Raw genomic sequence first — 18,787 nt, 5'->3', positions numbered from 1 at the left:
CGGCATGGTGCTTCGATGACGTTCGTCCTCCGACGAGCCGGGCAGGCCGCGATCGTTCTGATCGCGGCCTTCACGGCCACCTTCTTCCTGCTGCAGCTGCTGCCGGGCGATGCGATCCTGATCAAGTTCTCCGACCCCAGCCTCGGGCTGTCGCCGGACCAGCTCGACAGCATCCGCACCTCCTACGGCGCCGATCTGCCCTGGTGGGAGCAGTACGTGCACGCGGGTCTCGGCTTCCTCGCCGGGGACTTCGGCTTCTCGACGCAGTTCGGCACGCCCGTGCTGACGATGCTCACCGAGGCGCTTCCCGCGACTCTGCTGCTCGCATCGCTCGGACTCGTCGTCGCCCTGCTGCTGGCCGTCCTGATCGCCGGGCTCTCCTGGCTCGCCCCCTTCGCCTGGCTGCGCGACGGCCTCCGTCAGGTGCCGGGGCTGTTCGTGGCGGTGCCGGTGTTCTGGCTCGGCATCCTGCTCATCCAGGTGTTCTCGTTCGGACTCGGCTGGGTACCCATCGTCGGAGCCGACCCGGTGAGCGGGCTCGTCCTTCCCGTGCTGACCCTCGCCGTGCCGATCTCGGCCCCGCTCGCCCAGGTGCTGGTCCGCGCGATCGACCAGGTGCAGGCGCAGCCGTTCATCACCGTGGTGCGGGCGAAGGGCGCCCCGCCGCTGTGGGTGCTCACGCGCTCGGTGGCCCGCAACGCCGCCGTGCCGACCCTCACGATCGCCGGAGTGCTGTTCGGTGAACTCGTCGGGGGAGCGGTCGTGACCGAGACCGTCTTCGGACGCACGGGCATCGGCCGCCTCACCGAGCAGGCCGTCGCGAACCAGGACATCCCGGTGCTGCAGGGCGTCGTGCTGCTCTCGGCCCTCGGCTTCGTGGTGATCAGCTTCGCGGTCGATCTCGTCACCCCTCTCATCGACCCCCGCCAGCGCACGCTCTTGCGCTCCACCGCATCCGCCGCCTCGCGGCCCGCACCCCAGGAGGTGTCCGCATGACCGCTCCCGTGATCGCCCAGACGAGCGTCGACCCCGACGTCGTCGCGGCGCCGGTCGTTCCGGAGGGCACGCAGCCGCCTCGCTCGGGTGGTCGTCTGCGCCGCCGCGGGTGGGGGCTGTATCTGGCCTTCGCCGTGGTCGCCGTCGCCGTGCTCTGGGCCGTCGTCCCCGGGGTGTTCGCGCCCGGTGACCCGCTCACCGGCGTGCCGGCGGACAAGCTGCTGCCCCCGAGCGCCGCGCACTGGTTCGGCACCGACACCCTCGGCCGTGACCTGTTCGGCCGCGTGGTCCACGGCGCCGTGCACTCGCTCTCGGGCGCGCTGATCGCCGTCACCGTCGGTCTCGCCCTCGGCACCGTGCTCGGCGCGATCGCCGGAGCCGTTGGTGGCGTGGTCGACGACGTCCTGATGCGGATCGTCGACGTGCTGCTCGCGATCCCCGGGCTGCTGCTGTCGCTCTCGGTGATCATCCTGCTCGGGTTCGGCACGGTCAACGCCGCCCTCGCGGTGGGCCTCGGCAGCGTGGCGGCCTTCGCACGTCTGATGCGGGCCGAGGTCGCCCGCGTACGGCGCACCGAGTACGTCGAGGCGGCCTTCGGCAGCGGTGCCACGTTCTTCGCAGCCCTCCGCCGACACGTGCTGCCCAACTCCCTCACCCCGATCGTCGCGCTCGCCGCGCTGCAGTTCGGCACCGCGATCCTCGCGATCTCGACCCTCGGCTTCCTCGGCTACGGTGCTCCGCCGCCCACCCCGGAATGGGGCCTGCTGATCGCCGAGGGCCGCAACTACGTGGGCACCGCCTGGTGGCTCACCGCGCTCCCCGGTCTCGTCGTCGTCGCGGTCGTGCTCAGCGCCAACCGCATCAGCCACCGCATCGGAAGGAGGACGCGATGAGCGTTCTGGCAGCGTCGGATCTGCGGATCTCCTACAACGGCAGGGAAGTCGTGCACGGCATCTCGTTCGAGATCGAGGAAGGCGAGACGCTCGCCCTGGTCGGCGAGTCGGGATCGGGCAAGTCCACGACCGCCCATGCGATCCTCGGTCTCCTGCCCTCCGGCGGCACGGTCGACGGAGGCAGCGTGGTGCTCGGAGATCTCGATATCTCGGGATGGACCGATCGCGCGCTGCGGGGCATCCGCGGTGCGGAGATCGGTCTGGTGCCGCAGGACCCCACCACCTCCCTCGACCCCGTGCGTCCGATCGGGGCGCAGGTCGAGGAGATCCTGCGCCTGCACGGACATCGGGACCGGCGCTCGCGTCGCGCACGGGTGATCGAGCTGCTCGACCGCGTCGGCATCGACGACCCGGATCTGCGGGCTCGGCAGTATCCGCACGAGCTCTCCGGCGGCATGCGTCAGCGGGTGCTGATCGCCACGGCGATCGCGCTGCGGCCCCGTCTGCTGATCGCGGACGAGCCGACCAGTGCGCTCGATGCCACCGTGCAGCGCACCGTGCTCGATCTGCTCGACGAACTCCAGCGCGAGGAGGGCACCAGCATCCTGCTCGTGACCCATGATCTCGGTGTGGCTGCGGACCGTGCCGAGCGTCTCGTCGTGCTCAAGGACGGACGGATCGTGGAACAGGGGCCGAGCGAGGCGGTGCTGGCCGCGCCCTCCGATCCCTACACGCGACAGCTGCTCGCCGATGCTCCGGCGTTCGCGACCGGATTCCGTCGGCCCGAGGCCCCGCCGTTCCTGCGCGATGCGGCGGCCGTGGCGGCGGAGAACCCCTATGCGATCGTGGCCGAGGGGCTCGTGAAGGAGTTCCGGGTGGCGGGGCGCGAGCGGTTCCGCGCGGTGGACGACGTCTCGTTCCGTGTGCGCCGGGGCACCACTCACGCGCTCGTGGGGGAGTCGGGCTCGGGCAAGACCACCACGGCGCGGCTGATCACGCGATTCCACCAGCCCGATGCCGGGGCCATCGAGGTCGCGGGAGAAGACGTCACGCACGCGAAGCGCGAGCAGCTGCGCGCTCTGCGCCGACGCGTGCAGCTGGTCTACCAGAACCCCTTCGCCTCATTGGATCCCCGTCAGCAGATCGTCGACATCGTCGCGGAGCCGCTGCAGAACTTCCGCGTCGGCTCGCGTGCCGAGCGCAGGGAGCGGGCGCTCGCCCTCCTCGACCGGGTCTCGCTGCCCGCCGACCTCGCACGCCGCACCCCGCGCGAACTCTCGGGCGGACAGCGGCAGCGCGTCGCGATCGCCAGGGCCCTCGCGATCGATCCGGAGGTCGTGGTGCTCGACGAGGCCGTGTCGGCGCTGGATGTCACGGTGCAGGCACGCATCCTCGAACTGCTCACCTCGTTGCAGGCGGAGCTCGCGCTCACATACCTGTTCATCTCGCACGACCTCGCCGTCGTGCGCAGGATCAGCCACACGGTCTCGGTCATGCGCCGTGGCCGGATCGTGGAGGAGGGACAGACGGAGGACCTCTTCCGCGATCCGCAGCACGAGTACACCAGGGAGCTGCTGGCCGCGGTCCCCGGACGAACGGAGAACCTCGTATGACCACCGCCCCCACCGTCGCCTTCTTCACCCGCCTGCTCGACGACGCGTCCGCGGCTTCGCGGTACGCGCTGGCGACCGCACAGATCCAGCAGGCGGAGCGGCACGGGATCGGGAGGGCCTGGGTCGCCCAGCATCACTTCCACGCGGCGGAGGGAGGCTTGCCGTCGCCGCTCGTCTTCCTCGCGCACGTGGCCGCCGCGACCACGGACATCCGCCTCGGCACCGGGGTGATCACCCTGCCCTTGGAGGATCCGGTGCGCGTGGCCGAAGACGCCGCTGTCGCCGATCTGCTCTCCGGGGGGCGTGTGGATCTGGGACTCGGCAGCGGCGGCACCCCCTCGTCGTTCGTGCCCTTCGGGGAGGACGTGCGCGACAAGGCGCCGACCTACGACCGCAAGCTGCGAACGCTGCTCGACGGCCTCGCCGGGCGCGACATCGGCGCGGGCAACACGCTCTACCCGGACGCCGGCGACCTCGCCGACCGCATCTGGCAGGCCACCTTCTCGGCTCCCGGCGGGCACCGTGCCGGGGTGCACGGACACGGTCTGCTGCTCTCCCGCACGCAGCCGCGCCGCGCTGACCGCCTGCACGCGCCGTTGTCGGAACTGCAGGAACCGATCATCGACGCGTACCTCGACGCCCTGCCGGAGGGAGCGACTCCGAGGATCACCGCCTCACGCACCGTGTTCGTCGCGGACGACCGTGCCGAGGCGCTGCGGTTCGCCGAGGTCGGGCTGCGCCGGGCGGCGGAGGGCTTCCGCCGGCAGGGGCAGACGATCCCCGGCGACAGCATCGACGAACTGATCGCCGCCCTCGATACGCACCTGGGCACGCCCGAAGACGTGGCGGAGTCTCTCGCCGCCGACCGCACCCTCGCCCGGGCGACCGAGGTGGCATTCCAGGTGCACTCGGTCGACGCACCGCATGAGCACGTGCTGCGCTCGATCGCCCTCTTCGCCGACGAGGTCGCTCCCGCCCTCGGCTATGCCCTCAGTCCCACCCCGCACAGAACCAGTGCCGATGAGAACCTCACCCTGAAGGAGAACGCATGACCGACGACATCGTGGACCGGATCGTGGAGGTGACGCCGGAGCTGGATGCCCTGCGCCGTCGCCGTCCCGTCACCAGGGAGCAGCTGCAGGCGAGCTTCGACGCCCTCTTCCGGCCGGTGACGGTCGCGCACGTCTCGCAGGCGGAGCGCGAGCTCGTCGCGGCCTTCGCGACCGGGCTGGCCGGAGCCGATGACGCGACCGCGGTGTTCTACGCCGTGCGTGCACGGGAGACGGACTCGCAGCGGGCGCGCGTCGTGTTGGCGGAGGCGGCCGATTCAGCCGTGCGCGGTCCGTTCGGCGCCTACACCGAGCTCGGCCTGCAGAACGAGAACACCGAGGGTGAGCGGTACGAGCCCGCCGGCGCCGTCACCGCGGTCATCGGCGAGCGCCTCGCCGCCGCGCTCGCGCACACGCATCTGCTCGTGTTCCGCCCTCGTGAGGCCTCGGGTGCCGACCTCGGACGCCTGCTGGACGCCGGATGGTCGGCGGACGGGATCGTGACGTTGTCGCAGCTGGTGTCGTTCCTCGCCTTCCAGCAGCGCGTGGTCACCGGGCTTCGGGTGCTCGCTGCCGCAGGGCTCGCCCGGACCGCACTCTCCGAGGAGGAAGCAGCATGACCATCGAACAGACCGTGCTCCGTCACGACGACGCCCCGCACCCGCACGCCTTCACCCGCGGCGAGGTCGGCTGGGTCCCGCACCTGGAACCTCTCGCGGAGGAGGAGCTGACCGCGCGGCACTACGACGGTCTCGTCGACGCCGCGCGGGCGAAGAACGACTACTTCCGACTGCTGGCTCGCGACCCCGAGGTACTCAAGGCACGCACGTTGGTGGACAAGGACATCTTCTACAACGCTGCGGAGGGCCTCCCGCGTGCGGACCGCGAGCTGGCGGCCACGGCGGCATCGCGTCGCAACGGCTGCGTCTTCTGCGCCTCGGTGCACTCTCGTTTCGCTGCGCACCACAGCAAGCGCACAGATGACGTCGACCTCCTGCTGGACGAGGGCGTCGATGCCGACCTCGGTGCGCGCTGGAACGCGATCGTCACGGCATCCGTCGCCCTCACCGACACGCCCAGTGCGTTCGGCGAGGAGGAGATCGCGCGACTGCGCGCAGCAGGACTGGACGATCTGGAGGTCGCCGACCTCATCCACGGCGCCGCGTTCTTCAACTGGGCGAACCGACTGATGCTGTCGATCGGACGGCCGGTGGCTCCGGCCTGATCCGCAACGGCTGCCGCTACGGCAGCAGGATGATCTTGCCCGAGGCGGCGCCGGATTCCATGAGCTCATGGGCCCGCGCCGCTTCGGCGAGCGGCAGCTGCGGTCCGAGCTCGAGCGTGAAGTTCCCGGCATCCAGGAGCGCGATCGTCTCGGGCAGGGCCTCGGCACGCCAGGCGAGTTCCTGCGCGGTCAACGGCAAGGGGGAGCCGCCGGAGAAGGCGCGGATGCCGAAGGACGCGGCATCCGGCCCCCGCACGATCGTCGCGATGCGGTCGCGGTCGGCCACCAGGGCGAGGGAGGTCTCGATCGCCTCGTCGGTGCCGGCGCAGTCGAGTGCCACCGTGACGGGGGACGACGCGGCCGCGCGGACCCGGTCGAGCAGGCCGTCGCCGTAGGCCACGGGGAGGGCGCCGAGCTCGCGCAGCTGGTCGTGGCGGGCGGGGCTTCCTGTCGCGATCACGGTCGCGCCCCAGGCGACGGCGAACTGCACGGCCGCTTGACCGACCGCTCCGGAGCCTCCGTGCACGAGCAGCACGTCGCCCTCGGCCACCCCGAGCGAGCGCAGTGCCTGGTAGGCGGTGCCGGCGGGGATGCCGATTCCGGCGCCTTCGGCGGTGGTGACGGAGTCGGGGAGCTTGGCGAGGTTCTCGGTCGGGATGGCGAGCGCCGAAGAATAGGTGCCGTGCCCGTCGCGGATGGCGACCCGGTCGCCGACGGCGAAGTCGTCGACGCCCTCACCGAGCGCTTCGATGACGCCGGCGCCGTCGAAGCCGACCGGACGCGGCTCGGTGATCGGCGGCGACGGGCGCTTGCCGCCGCGCAGCTTCGCGTCGATCGGGTTCGCCCCTGCCGCTTCGATGCGCACGACGACCTCGCCCCGTGCCGCGACGGGATCGGGGACCTCGATCAGATGCAGGACAGCGGGGGAGCCGATTTCGGTGTACACGATCGCGCGAGCCATGCGCTCAAGGCTACCCGCGGCGGGCCGAGCGGTCGCGGATCAGCGCCCCGACAGCGCCTTCATGATGCGCTGCGGCGACACCGGCTGCGCGGTGCCCAGTCGCTGCGCGAAGACGCTCACCCGATACTCCTCCAGCAGCCAGCGCACCTCGACGAGCGCGGGTGTCGCGTCGGCGGGGAGCGGGATCGTGCCGCCCGCGTCTTCGAAGGCCTTCGCCATCCGCTCGTACTCGGTCATGCGCGCGCGGTCCTTGCCGGGTTCGCTGGAGAGGGTCTTCAGCCGGTCGAGCATCCCCTCCAGGTATCGGGGGAACTGCGTGAGACGGTCGGCGCCGGCGGCGGAGACGAACCCGGGGTGCAGCAGGCCGCTCAGCTGGGTGCGGATGTCGTTGAGGGGTCCGAGCAGGGCGAGCGAGTTCTGCGACTTGATGCCGCGCTCGACGTCGCGGGACTTGGTGAGGATGCGGGCGACCAGGGAGACGCACGCGAAGAGCTCGTCGACGAGGACGGAGGAGACCGCGTCGCGCACCCGCGCGAAGTCCGCCTCGTTGCGCACGATCCCGTCGGGCACGAGACCCTCGATGACCTTGCGCGCGACCGCCGCGCGGCAGTCCTCGATGAGGGCGGCGGCGGAGGGGTAGGGCGAGGCGGCGAGCGCCAGCTTCTCCTGGCTGGTGAGGTGCTCCTGCACATAGGACGAGGGCGAGGGCACGCCGAGCAGCACGAGCCGCAGCACGCCGTCGCGCGTGGCGGCAGCGGCGGCATCCGGGGTGGATTCGACGCGTACCGAAACGGTCTTGCCCTGGTCGACGATGGCCGGATACCCCCGCACGACGCCGCCGGCGACGCGGGTGTCGAGCACCTCGGGTAGGTCGCCGAAGGTCCAGGCGGTGAGGCCCGTCTGCTCGAGCGGTGCGGCGGCCACGCGCTCGACGCCGCCGCGTTCGGCTCCGCGGCCCGCTCGAGGCGTACCGGCGCGGGCAGGGGCGGCGATCGATCGGGCGACGCTGCTGCGTGCGCGGTCGGAGAGCTGGGCCTGCAGGGCACGCAGATCGCGCCCCGAGCCGACGATCCTGCCGCGCTCGTCCACGGCGCGGAAGTTCATGCGCAGGTGCGGCGGCACCCGCTCGTCGTCGAAGTCGGCGGCGGAGACCAGCTGATTCGCGAGCGGTTGGATGCGGCGGGCGAGGGCCTCCTTGAGCGTGCGCGGCGGCAGGCCGCCGTGCGACTCCGGTCCCTCCTCGACCAGCTCTGCACCGAACTTCTCGGCCCAATCGGCCGCGGGGACGACGTGGCGGCGGATCGCCTTGGGGAGGGCGCGCAGAAGCCCGGTCACGAGTTCGGCGCGCAGGCCAGGAACCTGCCAGTCGAAGCCGCGGTCCTCGATCTGCGCGAGCAGCGGCAGCGGCACGACCACGCTCACACCGTCGTCGTCGGCGCCGGGCTCGAACCGGTAGGCGAGGCCGAGCACCTGGTCGCCCTGCGTCCACCGCGTCGGGAACTCGCGCTGATCCGCTCGTTCCTCGTCATCGATCAGGTCACTCTCGCGCATCACGAGCAGCTTCGGCGTCGTGGCCATCGCCTCGCGCCACCAGCTCTCGAACGAGCGCACGTCGAACACATCGGTGGGGATGCGTTCGTCGTAGAACCGGAAGACGGCTTCGTCGCCGGCGAGGATGTCGCGGCGGCGCTCGCGCTCCTCGAGCTTCTCGAGGCGTTTGCGCAATTCGGCGTTGCTGCGCCAGAAGGCGCTCACCCGCTTGTCGATCCGTGTCGGATCCCACTCGCCCTCGACGAGCGCATGCCGCACGAACAGCTCTCGCGAGGCGGCCCGGTCGATGCGGGCGAACTGCACGCGCCGACGCGGGATGATCTCGAGCCCGAACAGCGTCACCTTCTCGAAGGCGACCGCGGCGCCGGCATCCTTCGACCAGTGCGGCTCGGTCACCTGTCGCTTGGCGAGGTCGCCGGCGAGCGGCTCGGCCCAGGCGGGATCGATCGCGGCGACCGTGCGCGCGAACGTGCGCGAGGTCTCGACGATCTCGGCGGCGATCACCGCGCGCGGGCTCTTCTTGCGCAGCCCCGACCCGGGGAAGATCGAGAAGCGGATGCCGCGGGCGCCGCGGTACTCCGCGACACGGCGGCCCTTCGGCTCCTTGGCGGGGGAGTGCGATCTACCCGCAGGGGCGGTGCGCTCGTCGAGGATGCCGATCTGCGAGAGCAGACCCGACAGCAGGGCGCGGTGGATGGCGTCGGGGTCGCTGGTCGCGTCGCCCTCATCCGTGCGGGCGTCGTCGCGCCGCCGGTCCGGTGTCTTCACGAGCGTGCGCAGCTGGCGATGCACGTCGAACCACTCGCGCACCCGCACGTAGTTGAGGTGCTCGGAGCGGCACAGCCGGCGGAAGGCGCTCGAGCCGAGTTCGCGCTGCTGCTCGCGCAGGTGGTTCCACAGATTCAGCAGGGTGAGGAAGTCACTGGTCGGGTCGACGAATCGCGCGTGCAGACGGTCGGCCTCCTCCCGGCGTTCCTCCGGCCGCTCGCGCACGTCCTGGATCGTCATGCCCGAGACGATCGCGAGCACGTCGCGCGTCACGGTGCCGCCGGAACCGGCCCGCCCGGCTTCGATCAGCATGCGTGCGAACCGCGGATCGATCGGCATGCGCGAGATGTCGCGACCCGTGCGGGTGAGGTGCGGGGCGCCGTCGCGGCGGGACGGCTCGACCGCTCCGAGCTCGGTGAGCAGGTCGAACGCGGCCTTCACGCCGCGGGAGTCGGGCGGGGTGAGGAAGGGGAACGCCGTGATGTCGCCGAAGCCGAGCGAGAGCATCTGCAGGATGACCGAGGCCAGAGAGGTGCGCAGGATCTCGGGCTCGGCGTATTCCGGCCGCTTGGCGTAGTCCTCTTCCGAGTAGAGGCGGATGGCGATGCCGTCGCTGGTTCGGCCCGCGCGGCCCGAACGCTGATTCGCCGAGGCCTGCGAGACGGCCTCGATCGGCAGCCGCTGCACCTTGGAGCGATTGCTGTACCGGGAGATGCGTGCGGTGCCGGTGTCGATCACGTACTTGATGCCGGGGACCGTGAGGCTCGTCTCGGCGACGTTGGTGGCGAGGATCACCCGGCGGCGCACCCCGGCCACCCGGCTGCGCTCGAACACCCGGTGCTGATCGGCGGCGGAGAGGCGTCCGAACAGGGGCAGCACCTCGGTGGGGGCGCGGTCGTTCGCATAGGCGCCGCGAACGGCGTCGGCGGCATCACGGATCTCGGCCTCGCCGGGGAGGAAGACGAGCACGTCGCCCGGCGCCTCGCGGTCGAGTTCGCGCAGCGCGGCGACGATGGCCGAGACCTCGTCCTCCGGCTCGGCCGGCTCAGCCTCGTCGTCCGCATCCTCGACCGGACCGCGATAGCGGATCTCCACCGGGTAGGTGCGTCCCGAGACCTCGATGATCGGTGCCGGCGTGCCGTCGGAGGCGGCGAAGTGCTTCGCGAAGCTCTCCGGATCGATCGTCGCCGAGGTGATGATCACCTTGAGGTCGGGGCGCTCCGGGAGGATGCGGGCCAGGTAGCCGAGCAGGAAGTCGACGTTGAGGGAGCGCTCGTGCGCCTCGTCGATGATGATCGTGTCGTAGCGCGTGAGCAGCCGGTCGCGGTGGATCTCGTTGAGCAGGATGCCGTCGGTCATCAGGGCGATGCGGGTGGCGTCGGACACCTTGTCGGTGAAGCGCACCTTGTATCCGACGAGCGTGCCCATCTCGACCTGGAGCTCTTCCGCGACTCGTTCCGCGATCGTGCGGGCGGCGAGACGCCGGGGCTGCGTGTGCGCGATGCGCTCGCGCCCCAGCTCGAGCGCGATCTTCGGCAGCTGCGTGGTCTTGCCAGAGCCCGTCGCACCGGCGACGATCACGACCTGATGGTCGCGGATGGCATCGGAGATCTCGGCCCTGGCCGCACTGACCGGCAGCTCCGGGGGATAGGAGATCACAGGGGAGGACATAGCCCTCCATCGTATGCCGGGATCGGGCATGTGCATGCCGATGTCAGCCCCTACGATCGGGGGGTGATCACTGCTCTCGCTCCCGTCCGGTGGTTCCACGAGTTCGGACGGCCCCCGCGCATCCTGGGCCTTGACATCGCCAGGGGGCTGGCGATCCTCGGCATGGCCGGAGCGCACATCGGCGAGACCGAGCCGTTCCAGTGGCTCGACCCGGCTACCTGGACCGATCTGGTGCACGGACGCTCCTCGATCCTCTTCGCGGTGCTCGCCGGCATCTCGATCGCCCTGATGACCGGGCGCAGCGCCCTCCCCGAGCGGGAGCGCATCCCGAGCATCCGGCTGAACCTGATCGGCCGGGGCGCGGTGATCTTCGTGATCGGTCTGGCCTTGGAGATGCTGAACACCCCGATCGCGGTGATCCTCACGCTCTACGGCCTGCTCTACGTCGCGGTCATCCCGTTCCTGCGCTGGCGACCCTGGCAGCTGCTGGCGGGAGCCGGGGTGCTCGCGCTCCTGGGCCCTGCGCTGCTCGCGTTCCTGAATGCGGTGATGCTCAACCCCTACGGTTCCGGCGTCGGGTTCGTGCTGTACGGCACTTATCCGATCACCGTCTGGATGGCCCTGGTGCTGGCGGGCATGGCGCTCGGGCGCCTGAACATCGGGCGGCTGCGCACCGCGGTGGCGGCTCTCGGCATCGGCGTCGCACTGATGGTGGTCGGATACGGCCTCGGAGGCATCGGCCAGGCAGCGGGTATCACCGGTGCCGTCGGCGGCAGCTCGTCCGCTGCGGAGCTCTCGTCGGGCAGCGGCTCGATCATCGACGGCGGTTCCGGCAGTTGGGCTCCGCCGGCCGGGTGGGAGGACTATCCGCAGGCGCTCGCCGCGTCCGACCCGCTTCGCGCCGTGCTCACGGCGGTCTTCGCGGTCGACCCGCACAGCGGCGGCACGGCCGAGATCCTCGGATCCGGCGGCTTCGCACTCACGATCATCGCGCTGTGTCTGCTGCTGAGCAGGCCCCTGCGCTGGGCGCTGCTCCCACTCGGTGCGCTCGGTTCCATGCCGTTGACGGCATACAGCGCGCACGTCCTCTCGGTCATGGTGGTCGGCGGGCCGGGCGGGTTCTTCTCCAGCAACGCCTTCTGGGCCGCGACCGCGATCGGGTTGCTCGTGATCGCGACGCTCTGGTCGATGTTCTTCGGACGGGGGCCGCTCGAACGCCTGGTCGGACGAGGAGCGGCGGCGATGGCGGCGGTGCCCCGGCGCTGAGCCGATCGGCGCCGGGCCTCCCGGAAGCCGAGAGGGGCGATGTGCTAGCGTGGGAGCGCGCACGCTGTCTGGCGTTCGCGACCGACCCGCATTTCGGGTCGGACTGGGGAGTTCTGAACTGGGGAGTTCACACCACCGCGTCGCGGCGTTCGTCGCCGCCTCGATGTCATCGAGCGCGCGGTGGAGTGACGACCTCGCGTTCGGAACAGCATCGACTGGGGAGTCACTGTGGGGAATACGAGTTTCGGGCGCCGAGCGCGGGGTGTCGTCGCGTCAGCGCTGACGGCAGGTCTGCTGATCGCCGGTCTGTCCGGTGTGGGCGCGACAGCGGCGGGTGCGGCAGAGGTGCCGCCGTCGATGCCGCCGCAGTTGCAGCGCGACGAGAACGTGGTGACGTCGGATCCGATCCCGACCGTGCAGATCGACAACGGCTACGTCTGGGCGCAGACCACGATCGGCACGACCGTCTACGCGGTGGGCAAGTTCGACAACGCGCGCGAGCCTAAGGCGGCCCCCGGTACGTCGTTGACCGCACGATCGAACGTGCTGGCGTACGACATCGTGACCGGCGCGCTGTCGTCGTTCGCCCCGAAGGTCAACGGAGTGATCAAGGCGGTCGCTGCGTCTCCTGACGGATCCCGCATCTACATCGGCGGTTCGTTCAACAGCGTGAACGGCAAGGACCGCTGGAACTTCGCCGCACTGGATGCGAAGACCGGCGAGCTCGTCCCGCAGTTCGCGCCGTCGATCGGCGGCAGCGGTGTGTACGCGATCACGACCGACGGATCGAACATCTACCTCGGCGGTCTGTTCACCCAGGCGAACGGCGTCGCCCGCAAGAACCTCGCCGCATTCGACGCCGGGAACGGCGCACTGCTGAGCTGGGCTCCGCTGGCCGACCGTCAGGTCGATGCCCTCGTGATGGACCCGGCAGGGGCGAAGGTCATCGTCGGAGGCCGGTTCTCGACGCTCAACGGCAGCAGCCTGCGCGGATCTGCCGCGGTGGACAAGTCCACGGGGGCGGCTGACACCGACTGGGGCATCTCCAAGGTCGTCAAGAACAGCGGGAGCAGCAGCAACTCCGGCATCTTCGCTCTCGCCACCGACGCGAACACGGTCTACGGCACCGGGTGGAGCTGGTCCGGCGGGGGCAACCTCGAGGGCACGTTCGCCGCAGAGGCGGGAAGCGGCGCCGTGCGCTGGATCGCGGACTGCCACGGCGACCACTACGGCGTCTACTCCACCGGCAAGGTGGTCTACACGACGAGCCACATGCACTCCTGCAACACGATGGGGCTGCAGCCGCAGAAGAGTCCCGCGGTGTACCAGTACGCCGAGGCATACACGACGGACGCGCGCGGCACCCTTTCCGCGAACACCTACTCCGGGTACGCCAGCTGGGCGGGAACTCCCGCACCGTCGCCGTATCAGTGGGCACCGGACTGGTCGGTGGGCACCACGACCGGACTCGGCCAGGCGGGCCTGTCGATCACCGGCTCCGGCGACATGATCTCGATCGGCGGCGAGTTCCGATCCGTCAACGGCGGTCAGTTCGAGGGACTGGTCCGCTTCTCCACCAACCCTCCGGCCGGCGCGAAGGACGGCCCCCGCGTCGCCGATGCGAACTGGAAGCCCACCGCGGGCACCTCGCCCGTTCCCGGTCGTGCTCGTGTGTCGATCCAGACCAACTGGGATCGGGATGATCTGACGCTCACCTACGAGCTGTACCGCGCCGGAACCGCTGAGCCCGTGGCGAGCACGACCGCGGACGGAACCTGGTGGAAGCGCGCGACGGTCACGCTCGACGACCCGTCGGCTACTCCGGGCGCGACCCAGAGCTACACCGTGGTCGCGAAGGACGCCGACGGCAACACCGCGACCAGTGCGAGCGTGAGCGCGAAGGCCACAGCGGGCACCGTCTCGGCGTACACGACGAAGGTTCTCGCCGACGGCCCCTCGCTGTACTACCCGATGGGGAACGTCTCGAAGGACTGGGTGGGATCGAACAACCCGGTGAACGGGTCGGGCGCCACGGTCTCGTCGTCCGGAATCGAGAACGGCGGCACCGGATCGACCACCGTCAACGGCACCATCTACGGCCGGGTGTCATCCGATGTCAAGGCAACTGTGTCGAAGGACTTCTCCTCGGAGATCTGGTTCAAGACCACGACGACGACCGGCGGCATGCTCATCGGCTCCGGCTCCGCCAAGACGGGGAGCTCGGCGACGGTCGACCGTCACCTCTACATGACGAACAGCGGCACGCTGACCTTCGGAGTCTCCGCAGCGCAGACCCGTGCCACCATCTCCGGAGACAAGGCGCTGAATGACGGCGCCTGGCATCACGCCGTCGTCTCGCAGAGCGCGGACGGGATGAAGCTGTACGTCGACGGGGAGCTCGTCGCGTCGGATCCGGCGGTGACGAACGCCAAGACCGATCCCGCGTATGTGCGCATCGGGGGCGACCTGCTCACGGGCTGGCCGTCGGCTCCCTCGTCGAACTACTTCAAGGGGTCGCTGGATGAGGCCGCGGTGTATTCGTTCGCGTTGAACTCCGAGCAGGTGCGCTCGCACTTCCAGGTCGGAAAGGGTCTCAAGGCTCCGACGGCGGTCTTCACCGCGCAGACGACCGATCTGAGCGTGGCGGTCGACGGCGCAGGTTCCGTCGCGGACGGTGCGGCCACCATCAGCGCCTACGCATGGGACTTCGGCGACGGCTCGACGGCCACCGGCGCCACGGCGTCGCACGAGTACGCGGCGGCGGGAACCTACACGGTGCGTATGACCGTGACCGACAGCAGCGGACTGTCCGCGTCGAGTGAGAAGCAGGTCGTCGTCACGGCGCCTGTCGCCGCCGATGTGGTGGCGGCCGCCGACGGATTCGATCGTGTGGTCGAGTCCGGATGGGGCACTGCGGACATCGGCGGTCTGTGGACGCCGATGCAGGGCAAGTCGACGGCGCTGTCGGTCAAGGACGGCGCCGGAGTGATCGACCTCGTCGCGGGACAGACGCGAGAGATGCTGTTGGACGATGCGTCTGTGCGCGATTCCGCCACGACGATGTCCTACTCGCTCTCAGGCGGTCCGGAGTCGGGCACGGTCTACGTCGGTGCGGGCTCTCGTCGCACGGGTGACGTGGGGTATCGCGCTCTGGCGTGGCATCGCGCCGATGGCTCGGTGTGGGTCGTGATCCAGCGCAACGGCACGGCGATCGCCAGCGCGGCGGTCCCCGGTATGACCTGGAGCGCGGGGACCGTGTTCCACCTGTCGACCGAGACGTCCGGTTCGCCGTCGACGACGATCCGCGCGAAGGTGTGGGCCGACGGGCAGCCGGAGCCGGCGGCGTGGCTGGTGTCCACGACCGATGCGACCCCCGCGCTGCAGGGCGAGGGATCGCCGTCGGTGTTTTCCTATCGGGCCGGCGCCGCGACCGGCACCAACGTCGTGAGCGTGAACGAGGTCAAGACCCTTCGACAGGGCGAGTGATCGGGTGAGCGGGTGGGGGTACCGGCGCGAGCCGGGCCCCCACCCTTTCTGTCAGAAGTGGGTGCCGCCGTCGATGCGCACCTCGGTGCCGGTGATGAAGGCGCCGTCCTCGCTCGCGAGCATCGCCACGACACCGGCGACCGACTCGGGGCCGGCGAAGCCCTGACCGGTCGCGGGTGAGAGCTTCATGAACAGGCTCATGTCGGCGTCGTCAGGCAGGCCCGGGCCGTTGCTCTGGTTGCTCCGACCGGATCCGTCCGTCATGCCGGAGGAGATCGAACCGGGCTGCACCGCGGTGAAGCGGATCCCGCTCTTGGCGTATTCGGCTGCCAGCGCGTGGGTCATCGACTGCACGCCGCCCTTGCTGGCGGCGTAGGCGGCCATGTACGGGTGGGCGAAGCCGGCTGAGGTCGAGCTGAAGTTGACCACGGCCGACGAAGTGCCCTCGAGCAGCGCGGGGATCGCCTGACGGATCACGAGGAACGTGCCCACCAGGTTGATCCGGATGACCTGCTCGAACTGGTCGAGCGTCGTCTCGTGGGTGTGCGAGGAGCGCAGGATGCCGGCGGCGTTCACGAGGACGTCGAGTCCGCCCAGGGCGGCCACGGCCTCGGCGACGCCCGCGGCGACGGAGGCCTCGTCGGCGATGTTCATCGTGACCGTCGTGAGCCGCGAGGTGAGGGTCCCGGCCCGGGCGATGGTGTCCTCGAGGCCTGCGGTGCTGACGTCGGCGGCGACGACGCTGCCGCCCTCGCGCAGCATCCGCAGCACGGTGGCCTGGCCGATGCCCGACCCTCCGCCGGTGATGAGCGCCCGACGTCCTTCGTAGCGGTTCATGGTCTTCCCTTCGTCGTGGTGTCGTGGTGCGACACTCCGTTGTAGGCAGACTATGCCTGTATGGCAGATCGTGCCACCTAGGCGTCGCCTGTCGAGCAGGCGGCCTCTTCCCGTACGCTGTGACGGTGGAGACCTCGACCCTCACCGAGCGCCGCAAGGCCGCGACCGAACGCGACATCGCCGCCGCTGCCGCCGCCCTGTTCGCCGAGCAGAGCGTGACGGGTGTCACCGCTGAGCAGATCGCCGCGCGTGCCGGCGTATCGGTGCGCACGTTCTACCGGTACTTCGCGCGCAAGGAAGATGCGATCGCGCCGATCCTCAGTGTGGGAGCCCAGCGCTGGCAAGAGGCGTTCGCGGAGGTCGGAGAGCGGTCGTTGCGCGCGCAGATACCGGCCGTGATCCGGGCGCAGCTCATCGAGGACCGGTCCGATGCGGGGGAGCGCACCGAGACCGAGGGTCTCGAACTCGACACGATGCTCGGCGTGCTCCGCGGACTCGACGACGACACGGCGATGCGCGACGTCTGGCTGCGCGTGAATGACGATTCCGAGCGGCGGCTGCGCGTGATCCTCCAGGATCGGGGGCTCGCGGTGTGGGAGGCGACGCTGCTGGCCACGGTCGCGACGGCCTCGATCCGTGTCGGGCTCGAACAGTGGGCGGCCGACCCCGACGGCCCTCGCCCCGCGGCGCGGGCGGTCGACGCCTTCCAGGCGATGTCGCAGGGGCTGCGCGGGCTCGACTGACCTCGGTGCTCGCGGGACGACAGGCGGGATGCGCCGCGCCTAGAGCGGGAGCGCCAGATACAGCTGATAGGCGGCTTGCCCTGCGAAGCTGTCCGCGGCGTTCGTCGGCGCTTCGACGATGTACAGACGCCCGGGCGTGTGCGGCCTCGACTGGGCGTCGAGATGCCACACGACGCGGCTGACGGTCGCGCCGTCGAAGTCGTATCGCGTGCCCGACCCGTCGTCGAACACCTGTTCCGTGTATGTCGGGTCGCCGATCCTGGCGCGGATGTCGAGGGCCGCCTGCGCGGCAGCGTCGTCGGTGGGGAACTGCAGCACCGTCACCGTGGCACGGCCGGCGTCGGAGGCGAACACCGCTGTTGCGGCATCGCGCGAGCCGAGGTCGTTCGCCGCGTTCGTCCAGTCGCCCTCGATCCGCCAGTCGCCGGCGGTGGCTCCGATCTCCTCGGTGGCCGCGGCGCAGAGCTCGCTGCACGCGGACGTCGGCCGATCGGGGGTCGGTGTCGGGGACGCGGATGCCGACGGCGTCGCCGATGTGCCGGGGCGTCCCTCGCCGATCTCGGCGCGCAGTCCGGCGGCGAGAAGGAGGTTCGTCGCGATCGTTCCGAGGAGCAGGACGGCGGCGACGACGGTGACCAGGATGACGATGGTTCGACTGCGCCTCTTGGTCGCGGCGACGATCCGGGTCTCCTCCTCGTCCGGCGCATGCGTGTCCGCGGCAGGGGGAGGTGGCGGGAGATACTCCGCATCGTCGGAGGCGTCGCGCTCGTTCATCGTTCCTCAGCCTACGGAACCTCGGTTGCGGGCCGCGTCACCCGCACCGACTTCCCTCGTCATCGTTCGGATCCGCCTGTCATCACAGGTCATAGGCTGGAGGGATGACGATTCCTGCACTCGAACTGAACGACGGCAATTCCATCCCGCAGCTCGGCTACGGCGTCTTCAAGGTGCCGCCGGCAGAGACCGAGCGCGCGGTGAGCGAGGCGCTCGAGATCGGCTACCGCCACATCGACACCGCCGCGATCTACGGCAACGAGGAGGGCGTCGGTGCCGCCATCGCGGCTTCCGGCATCCCGCGCGACGAGCTGTTCGTCACGACGAAGCTCTGGAACGACCGCCACCACGACGACGAGCCGCGTGCGGCCATCGCCGAGAGCCTGGACAAGCTCGGCCTGGAGAAGGTCGATCTGTACCTGGTGCACTGGCCCACCCCCGCGAAGGACGACTACGTGCACGCCTTCGCGAAGCTCATCGAGCTGCGCGAGGCGGGGCTCACCCGCAGCATCGGCGTCTCGAACTTCCTGGTTCCGCACCTGGAGCGCACCGTGAAGGAGACCGGTGTCGTGCCGGCCGTGAACCAGATCGAGCTGCACCCCGCCTACCAGCAGCGCGACGTGGTCGCCTGGGCCGACGCGAACGGTGTGCGCATCGAGGCGTGGGGTCCGCTCGGTCAGGGCAAGTACGACCTGTTCGGCGCTCCGGCGGTGGCGGATGCCGCGGCGGCCCACGGGGTCACGCCCGCCCAGGCCGTGCTGCGCTGGCACCTGCAGAAGGACATCATCGTGTTCCCGAAGTCGGTGCGCGCCGAGCGCCTGCGCGAGAACCTCGATGTCTTCGGCTTCGAACTGACCGATGCCGAGATCGCGGCGATCGACGCGCTCGACCCGCTCGACGGCTCCGGCCGCGTCGGCTCCCACCCGGACGAGGTCAACTGACCCGCTGCGGTGA

At 70.4% G+C, this 18,787-nt stretch carries 14 protein-coding genes; 10 read left to right on the top strand and 4 right to left on the bottom strand.

What is annotated here, in order from left to right; all coding sequences use genetic code 11:
• The first annotated feature begins 15 nt into the window (after positions 1-15).
• From ASD13_RS01320 to ASD13_RS01295, 6 genes are read left to right on the top strand one after another with little or no spacing between them, the layout of a single operon-like run.
• The gene (locus tag ASD13_RS01320; protein WP_055864941.1) at positions 16-996 is read left to right on the top strand and encodes an ABC transporter permease; all 981 of its coding nucleotides are present in this window, start codon (positions 16-18) and stop codon (positions 994-996) included.
• Positions 993-1,889, top strand: a complete 897-nt coding sequence (locus tag ASD13_RS01315) for an ABC transporter permease (RefSeq protein ID WP_055864938.1) — start codon at positions 993-995, stop codon at positions 1,887-1,889. Before ASD13_RS01320 ends, ASD13_RS01315 begins: the two co-directional genes overlap by 4 nt.
• Positions 1,886-3,502 (top strand): dipeptide ABC transporter ATP-binding protein, encoded by a 1,617-nt coding sequence (locus tag ASD13_RS01310; protein WP_055864935.1) that lies wholly within the window; start codon positions 1,886-1,888, stop codon positions 3,500-3,502. The genes ASD13_RS01315 and ASD13_RS01310 overlap by 4 nt, the downstream gene beginning before the upstream one ends.
• The gene (locus tag ASD13_RS01305) at positions 3,499-4,554 is read left to right on the top strand and encodes a putative FMN-dependent luciferase-like monooxygenase (RefSeq protein ID WP_055864931.1); all 1,056 of its coding nucleotides are present in this window, start codon (positions 3,499-3,501) and stop codon (positions 4,552-4,554) included. The genes ASD13_RS01310 and ASD13_RS01305 overlap by 4 nt, the downstream gene beginning before the upstream one ends.
• Positions 4,551-5,171, top strand: a complete 621-nt coding sequence (locus tag ASD13_RS01300; protein ID WP_055864928.1) for a CMD domain protein — start codon at positions 4,551-4,553, stop codon at positions 5,169-5,171. Before ASD13_RS01305 ends, ASD13_RS01300 begins: the two co-directional genes overlap by 4 nt.
• Positions 5,168-5,776: an alkylhydroperoxidase domain protein gene (locus ASD13_RS01295; RefSeq protein WP_055864926.1), complete on the top strand. Its 609-nt coding sequence runs from the start codon at positions 5,168-5,170 to the stop codon at positions 5,774-5,776. The genes ASD13_RS01300 and ASD13_RS01295 overlap by 4 nt, the downstream gene beginning before the upstream one ends.
• Before the next feature lie 16 nt (positions 5,777-5,792).
• Here the strand turns inward: ASD13_RS01295 and ASD13_RS01290 are convergent, their stop codons facing one another.
• Both ASD13_RS01290 and hrpA read right to left on the bottom strand, forming a co-directional pair.
• Positions 5,793-6,737, bottom strand: coding sequence for a quinone oxidoreductase family protein (locus tag ASD13_RS01290; RefSeq protein ID WP_055864922.1), 945 nt, complete (start codon positions 6,735-6,737; stop codon positions 5,793-5,795).
• Between the two features lie 39 nt (positions 6,738-6,776).
• Complete coding sequence (gene hrpA / locus ASD13_RS01285; RefSeq protein ID WP_055864919.1) at positions 6,777-10,727, bottom strand: ATP-dependent RNA helicase HrpA; 3,951 nt, start codon at positions 10,725-10,727, stop codon at positions 6,777-6,779.
• Between the two features lie 63 nt (positions 10,728-10,790).
• Between hrpA and ASD13_RS01280 the strand changes: the two genes are divergently transcribed.
• Both ASD13_RS01280 and ASD13_RS01275 read left to right on the top strand, forming a co-directional pair.
• A complete protein-coding gene (locus ASD13_RS01280; RefSeq protein WP_235562445.1) occupies positions 10,791-11,993 on the top strand; it encodes a heparan-alpha-glucosaminide N-acetyltransferase domain-containing protein in 1,203 nt (400 codons plus the stop codon).
• 228 nt (positions 11,994-12,221) lie between these two features.
• Positions 12,222-15,479 carry a LamG-like jellyroll fold domain-containing protein gene (locus tag ASD13_RS01275; protein WP_235562444.1) on the top strand — a complete coding sequence of 1,086 codons (3,258 nt, stop codon included), beginning with the start codon at positions 12,222-12,224 and terminating at the stop codon, positions 15,477-15,479.
• A gap of 51 nt (positions 15,480-15,530) precedes the next feature.
• Here the strand turns inward: ASD13_RS01275 and ASD13_RS01270 are convergent, their stop codons facing one another.
• Positions 15,531-16,316 (bottom strand): SDR family NAD(P)-dependent oxidoreductase, encoded by a 786-nt coding sequence (locus ASD13_RS01270; protein ID WP_055864913.1) that lies wholly within the window; start codon positions 16,314-16,316, stop codon positions 15,531-15,533.
• 125 nt (positions 16,317-16,441) lie between these two features.
• Between ASD13_RS01270 and ASD13_RS01265 the strand changes: the two genes are divergently transcribed.
• On the top strand, positions 16,442-17,059 hold the full coding sequence (locus ASD13_RS01265; protein ID WP_235562443.1) for a TetR/AcrR family transcriptional regulator: 618 nt from the start codon (positions 16,442-16,444) through the stop codon (positions 17,057-17,059).
• Positions 17,060-17,098: 39 nt separating this feature from the next.
• Here ASD13_RS01265 and ASD13_RS01260 read toward each other — a convergent pair whose 3' ends face one another.
• Complete coding sequence (locus ASD13_RS01260) at positions 17,099-17,833, bottom strand: hypothetical protein (protein ID WP_055864907.1); 735 nt, start codon at positions 17,831-17,833, stop codon at positions 17,099-17,101.
• A gap of 104 nt (positions 17,834-17,937) precedes the next feature.
• On the opposite strand from ASD13_RS01260, the gene ASD13_RS01255 reads away from it, so the two are divergent.
• Positions 17,938-18,774 carry an aldo/keto reductase gene (locus tag ASD13_RS01255; protein WP_055864904.1) on the top strand — a complete coding sequence of 279 codons (837 nt, stop codon included), beginning with the start codon at positions 17,938-17,940 and terminating at the stop codon, positions 18,772-18,774.
• The last annotated feature ends 13 nt before the right edge of the window (positions 18,775-18,787 follow it).

The organism is Microbacterium sp. Root1433D1, from assembly GCF_001426835.1.
Classification (GTDB): domain Bacteria; phylum Actinomycetota; class Actinomycetes; order Actinomycetales; family Microbacteriaceae; genus Microbacterium; species Microbacterium maritypicum.
The sequence above is the reverse complement of the archived record's forward strand: the minus strand, read 5'-3'. Positions and strand labels throughout refer to the sequence as shown.